Annotated in this window: 5 protein-coding genes and 1 pseudogene; 3 read left to right on the top strand and 3 right to left on the bottom strand. The window is 70.4% G+C overall.

Annotated features, from left to right (window positions below; translation table 11 throughout):
- Both NBZ85_RS26280 and NBZ85_RS26275 read right to left on the bottom strand, forming a co-directional pair.
- Window positions 1-384, bottom strand: a pseudogene (locus NBZ85_RS26280) (DNA gyrase modulator); the annotation flags it as partial.
- Window positions 381-1,952, bottom strand: a complete 1,572-nt coding sequence (locus NBZ85_RS26275; RefSeq protein ID WP_261556219.1) for a TldD/PmbA family protein — start codon at window positions 1,950-1,952, stop codon at window positions 381-383. The gene NBZ85_RS26275 and the pseudogene NBZ85_RS26280, both read right to left, overlap by 4 nt.
- Window positions 1,953-2,117: 165 nt before the next feature.
- Here NBZ85_RS26275 and NBZ85_RS26270 point away from each other — a divergent pair, with 165 nt between their 5' ends.
- The gene (locus NBZ85_RS26270) at window positions 2,118-3,131 is read left to right on the top strand and encodes an RNA-guided endonuclease InsQ/TnpB family protein (RefSeq protein WP_261556220.1); all 1,014 of its coding nucleotides are present in this window, start codon (window positions 2,118-2,120) and stop codon (window positions 3,129-3,131) included.
- A gap of 143 nt (window positions 3,132-3,274) precedes the next feature.
- Here the strand turns inward: NBZ85_RS26270 and NBZ85_RS26265 are convergent, their stop codons facing one another.
- On the bottom strand, window positions 3,275-3,970 hold the full coding sequence (locus NBZ85_RS26265) for a hypothetical protein (protein WP_261556221.1): 696 nt from the start codon (window positions 3,968-3,970) through the stop codon (window positions 3,275-3,277).
- A gap of 934 nt (window positions 3,971-4,904) precedes the next feature.
- Here NBZ85_RS26265 and NBZ85_RS26260 point away from each other — a divergent pair.
- On the top strand, window positions 4,905-5,057 hold the full coding sequence (locus NBZ85_RS26260; protein ID WP_235947019.1) for a hypothetical protein: 153 nt from the start codon (window positions 4,905-4,907) through the stop codon (window positions 5,055-5,057).
- A gap of 26 nt (window positions 5,058-5,083) precedes the next feature.
- The coding region (locus NBZ85_RS26255; RefSeq protein WP_261562796.1) for a helix-turn-helix domain-containing protein at window positions 5,084-6,088 on the top strand (1,005 nt) is incomplete at its 3' end.

Below are 6,088 nucleotides of genomic sequence, written 5' to 3'. Positions count from 1 at the left end.
GTCCTCGGCGTCCTCCGCTTCGCGGGCGGCGTCCTCGGCGGCGCGGACGAGTTCGGCGAGGCCGTCGGCGTCGGTGGGATGCGCCACGTCGCCCGGCCGTGCCCCCCGACCGCCGGCCGGGGTGTCGATCGTGGAGGCGGTGCGCACCCCGAACGAGCGGCCGACGACGCTGACGACGGTGATCGATCGGTCCCGGCTCGCCCCGTTGGTGGTCAGGGTGTTGGTGGCCCAGCGCAGGTTCACCGAGCTGGACTCGGTGGCGATCACCACGCAGCCGTCCGCCCGGGACAGCGCCAGGGCGCGCTCGACGATCTCGTGGGCCGCCTCGGGCACCGCGCCCGCCCGGTCGGCCCGGGTGGTGTCCGCTCCGGTCACCTGGCTCATCGGCCGGCCTCCCGCCGGGTGTTGAGGACGTTGACGCCGCGGAACAGCGCGGCCGGGCTGCCGTGGCTGACCGCCGCGACCTGGCCCGGCTGCCCCTTGCCGCAGTTGAACGCGCCGCCGAGCAGGTACGTCTGCGGGCCGCCGACGGCCTCCAGCGAGCCCCAGAAGTCCGTCGTCGTCGCCTGGTAGGCGACGTCGCGGAGCTGGCCGACGATGCGCCCGGAGCGGATCTCGTAGAACCGCTGCCCGGTGAACTGGAAGTTGTACCGCTGCATGTCGATCGACCAGCTCTTGTCGCCGACGATGTAGATCCCGCGGTCGATCCGGCTGATCAGCTCCTCGGTCGACGGGCCGCCCGGTGCCGGCAGCAGGGACACGTTCGCCATCCGCTGGATCGGCACGTGGCCGGGGGAGTCGGCGAAGGCACAGCCGTTGGAGCGCTCCACCCCGAGCACGCTCGCGTTGCGGGCCGCCATCGCCCGGTCGAGCTGGTAGCCGACGAGGGTGCCGTCGCGCACGATGTCGAACCGGCGGGTCTGGACGCCCTCGTCGTCGTAGCCGATGGTGGCCAGCCCGTGCAGGGCGGTGCGGTCACCCGTGATCGTCATCGCCGGGGAGCCGTAGCGCAGGGCGCCGAGCTGGTCCAGGGTTGCGAACGACGTGCCGGCGTAGGCCGCCTCGTAGCCCAGCGCGCGGTCGAGTTCGGTGGCGTGGCCGACGGACTCGTGGATCGTCAGCCACAGGTTCGACGGGTCGATCACCAGGTCGTACCGGCCGGGCTCGACCGAGGACGCCTTGGCCTTCTCCGCCAGCAGGCCGGGAATGACGGCGATCTCGCCGTCCCAGTCCCAGCAGCCCGCCGCGGGTCCCGCCACCATCCACTCCCAGCCCCGGCCGACGGGCGGGGCGATGGTGCGCATGGTCTCGAAGCCACCGCCCGGGTCGACCCGCGTCGCCTCGATCTGGCAGAGCACCCGCACCCGCTGCTGCGTCGTCGAGGTACCCGCGAGATCCGCGTAGTACTTGTTCTCCATCACGGCGTCGAACCGGCCCTCGACGTGGTCGACGTCCTGCGCCGCGAACAGGGTGCGGCACAGCCCCCCGACCCGTTCGACCCGCTCGCGCGCGTCGATGGCGAAGGGGTCGGCGGCATACGCCGACACCCAGACCGCGTCGGTGTGCGCCGGTTCCGGGGCGATCTCGACGGGCTCGGAGTTCAGCGGGGCCGCCACCCGCGCCATCTCGACGGCCTGGCGGGCCAGCCGGGCCGCCTCGTCCGGGGTGAGGTCGACGCCGGCCGCGAAGCCCCAGGTCCCCCCGTGCACGACCCGCACGGCGAGGCCCAGTGTGGCGCCCTCGTGCCGGCTCTCCAGGGCGGCATCGCGGAACGACAGCGAGGAGTCCCGCAACCGTTCGATGCGGATGTCGGCGTGGGTGGCGCCGAGGTCGCGCGCGGTCTGCAGGGCCGCGTCGGTAAGGGCGGAACGCGGCAGCGCGAGGAACTCCGCGTCGATCTCGTGTGCCGGCAGGCCGGATGAGGCCGGGTCCTGATGGACAGGTGTCGCCATCGAAGTCCTTCGGAGGGGACTGTCGCCTTCAGGCGACAGGGGAATCCGGTACGGATCGGTACCGGTTGGGCCAGCCACGCTGATGCGTGTCTGTTCGAACATCAGTTCTGGTAGTGTGATGGTTGTGTCGAACGCGGCGGCGATCGTGCCCCTGGCTGAAGGACCATGCGCGGAACGCAGGCGGCGGCGGTGAAGCGCTCGTCCAGGACCAAGGTCAGTTACGGGGACCAGTCCGCCCAGCTCAAGGAGATTCGGGCGTTCGATCCGGATCATGCCCGCTGGTCGTTCTCCTCGCAGCAGGCCACGCTGCGCCGGCTCACCCTCGCGTTCGCCGCGTTCTTCCGCCGGGTGAGGGCGGGTGAGACGCCTGGCTACCCGCGTTTCAAGGGCGCGGGTTGGTTCGACACGGTGACGTGGCCGGTCGACGGCGACGGCTGCCGGTGGGACTCGCAGCCCGAGCACCCGACGACGACGTTCGTCCGTCTTCAGGGCATCGGCCATGTCAGGGTCCACCAGCACCGGCCGGTCGCCGGCGGGGTCAGGACGATCAGCGTCAAGCGGGAAGGTGACCGCTGGTATGTGGTCCTGTCCTGCGATGACGTTCCCGTGAGGCCGCTGGAGCCGGCCGGTGCCGTCGTTGGTGTCGACATGGGTGTCGCGTCGCTGGTGACCACGGCCAAGGGCCGCCATGTCGGCAACCCGAGGTTCCTCGAGCGGTCCGCCGAGAAGCTCGCCGACGCGCAGCGCGACCTTGCGCGCAAGAAACGCGGCTCGACGCGGCTTCGCAGAGCAGCCGCCCTGGTCGCCGCCCAGCATCGTGCGGTTGCCCGCCAGCGGCTCGACCTCGCGAACAAGACCGCGCTCGAACTCGTCCGTGACCATGACCTGATCGCCGTCGAGAAGCTCACCATCAAGGGCATGGTCAGGCGGGCAAAGGCCAAACCCGACCGGCCGGGGGCGTTCCTGGCGAACGGCCAGGCGGCCAAGTCGGGGCTGAACAGGTCGATCCACACCCCCCAGCGCTGCGCGGCCTGCGGCCACGTCGCTGAGGAGAACCGGCCCTCGCAGGCCGTATTCGCCTGCGTGACGTGCGGGCACACCGCACACGCGGACGAGAACGCGGCCGTCAACATCCTCAGGGCAGGGCTTGTCCTTCAGACCGACGCTCAGGCGGCCTGAGAAGCTGGCGGCTTCAGCCGTCGGAGGAGTCACGTCCCTATCCTGGCCCGCGCGGGTGACTGGCGGGGAGCTGACCCGGGCAGGTGGTGTCGTGGCGGCGGCCACTCCGGTCGCGGCAGGTGGCAGATCGCCGCCCGGGGGGCTCAGGTCGGCTGCGGGCCGCGATCGGTGACGTCAGGATTGTCGTGGCCGGCGGGTCCGCCCGTCTCGCGGGTCCATGTGTCGACCAGTCCCCATCGCCGCTCGGCCTCCCGCACGGCGGCGGCGAGAGTATCCGGGCGATCGGTCTGGCAGGTACCGATGAGCAGATCCGAGGCCGCGGTGAACGCGTCGACGAACCAGCTTGTCGCGGGGGCGCGCAGGTCGATGCGGGCGGGCCGGCCAGGCCTGGGGACGGAGGCGGCGAGGAAGTCCTGCAGCAGAAGCGTCATCCGGTCAGCAAGCGGTTCGAACCCGGTCGGGTCGAAGCGATGGGCGGGGTCGCCGGAGCGCGCCGACGGCGGAACCGGTCGGGCGCGAGGCGTCGCGACCGCCCGCCGGGCGCGTGGCCGACCGCCCCCGCCACGCCCCCGGCGGGCGATCGCGACGGCCTGCGTGATCATCATCAGAGTGGCGATCGCTGCCCAGGCCAGCACCAGCGGCCAGGACGGCGGGCGGCCGATCACGGCCGTTCCGGCCAGGTTGACCGGGGCGAGTGCCACCGCGGGGAGAGCAGCGTCCGCCCCCCGCCTCGCAGCCCCGGCCGTGGGGTCGGCGTGGACATTGGGGTCGGCGTGGACGGTGGGGTCGAAGCCGGGATCTGTCTGCCGCGGCGCGGACGGCCGGCTGGCGATGCGCATGCAGCCATCCCTCCTGTCGGTCGAGTCCCCTGTCGACCAAGGCGACGGTGAGGACTGCCGGAGCGGCGGCCGGAAGACCGCCGGGCGCGAACCCGGGCCGCGGCACCGTCGGTCGACGGGACGCTCTAGTCCGAATCATGCGGGAGGATGATCCGGATCTCAAGAGAATTTACGAATATTCAGAGTCAGACCGGAATCGTGGCGGCCTGGGTTCGCGGCCTGCACCTCGCACATCGCTGCTTGCAGGTCGTACAGTCAGCGCCGCCGCCCGCCCGCTGACGCCGCCCACACGCGCTGGCGGGCACGATGGGCACGAGGCCGCGCGGTGGCTCGAAGGGGCCCACCCGCCCGCAGTCCGGCCGACCGGCGCTCGTCAGGGACGGACGACGCCGCCGGGTATCGGCGGCAGAGACTCGACGTGAGTTTCGCCCTGGGCGGAGCCTTCAGCTCGAGTCGCGAAAATATTCGTGGCACTACACTGAGTGGTCGTGGGCGATAGGGTGGCGCCCGGATCGCCCTCACGCTCCGTTCCTGCGCCTCGCACGTGGTAGCCCAATGGAGCCGCTGCTTCAAGGGTTTCGGTACTATTTGTGGTGGTCCGGACTGGCGTTACTCTCCGCCAATCCGTGACTTTCAGTGGTGGTTGAATTGCTTGATGTTGTCATGTTCTGTGTGCGAAACAGTACTTCCTGGGCCGACGGTGACGGTCAGTTATCGCTGCAGGTGTCAGGATGTCAGCCTAAAGTGACCAAATGCCCCGAGCGGCCAGAATATTCGCGCCGCTACCCGTAGATCTGATCATTATTACTGCGCTATGTCCCGACTCGGGCGTGATCCCTAGGATGAGGCGCAGTGGTGCAGAGAGGTAGGAGCGATGCAGCTCGTCCCGGTGGCTAGTACGTCGTGTGCCAGCGCGAACTGCCCCACGGTGTATGTGAACGATGAGGATCAGGACATCTTCGTCCAGGGATACGCGGTAGCGGATCAGCGGATCCCGACCGGCGAGGTGCCCCCCGGCGAGATGTTGGTGCGCATCCCCCGCAGCGTGTTCCTGGCGGCCGCGCGCGACCTGCCGGCACAGGCGTAACCGTCGGGGCGCACGCGGTGGCCGGCGTGGACGGACCAACCTCGGAGGTGGTCATGGAGGGCGGGGATGTGCCCCGGGCGGCGGCTGCACCCGACGCCACGCCGCCGGACGGGCTTGGGTTCGAGCTCGCGCAGCTGCGCCACTCCCGTGGAATGACCGGCCAGGCGCTCGCCTCGTCCGTGGGCATCAGCCAGAGCACGATCTCCAAGATCGAGAATGGCCTGCTGCGACCCAGCCCCGCCGACGTCGACCGGATCGCCCGTACGTTGCAGGCCCCGCCCGACCACGTCCGCCATCTGGTCGACCTCGCCGAGCGGCTGCAGTCCACCGCCGCGCGCCGCGGGCCCCGCCGGCGCGCCGCCGGGGTGGAGACGCGCACGCAGGGCGTGAGCCTCGACCAGGAGGAGATCCTGGACGCCGAGCGGGAGGCGACGCTCATCCGCGAGTTCGAGCCGATCCTGCTGCCCGGGCTGATCCAGATCAGCGAATACGCCCGCCGAGTTGTGAACGGCTACCACCGCATCACCATCGGTGGCGACGAGGGCGCGTGGTACCAGCGGACCGCGGAGAAGGTCAGCCTGCGGATCAAGCGGCAGAATCTGCTGTACGACGCGACCCGTCGGTTCGAGTTCATCCTGATGGAGTCGGTCCTCGGCAACCGTTTCGCGCCACCGGAATACATGATCGCCCAGATTAAGCGGATTGCTGCGGTGGCGGAACTGGAGAACGTCACTGTACGGATCGTGCCGAGCTCCGCCGAGCTGGAGTACCCGCACGTGCAGGGCTTCACGATTCTGGACGACAGCCTTGTCGTGGTCGAGACGCTGGAAGCCACCGGATACAGCCATCCGGACCAGATCCGGATCTACGCGAAGATCTTCGAGGAGTATGCGGAGCTGACCGCGTCCGACCTCCACGAGATTCTCGCGAGGTACACGCGCACCTACGCCGAACTCCTCGCACCCCGCCGCCCCGCCAGCGCGGACCCCGCGACCGCCCGAACCGCCGCGAACACCGCCCCGGTGCAGACC

It is taken from the genome of Frankia tisae, from assembly GCF_025403405.1.
GTDB lineage: Bacteria > Actinomycetota > Actinomycetes > Frankiales > Frankiaceae > Frankia > Frankia tisai.
Note: the sequence above shows the minus strand (reverse complement) of the source record. Positions and strands in the feature narration are given on the sequence as shown.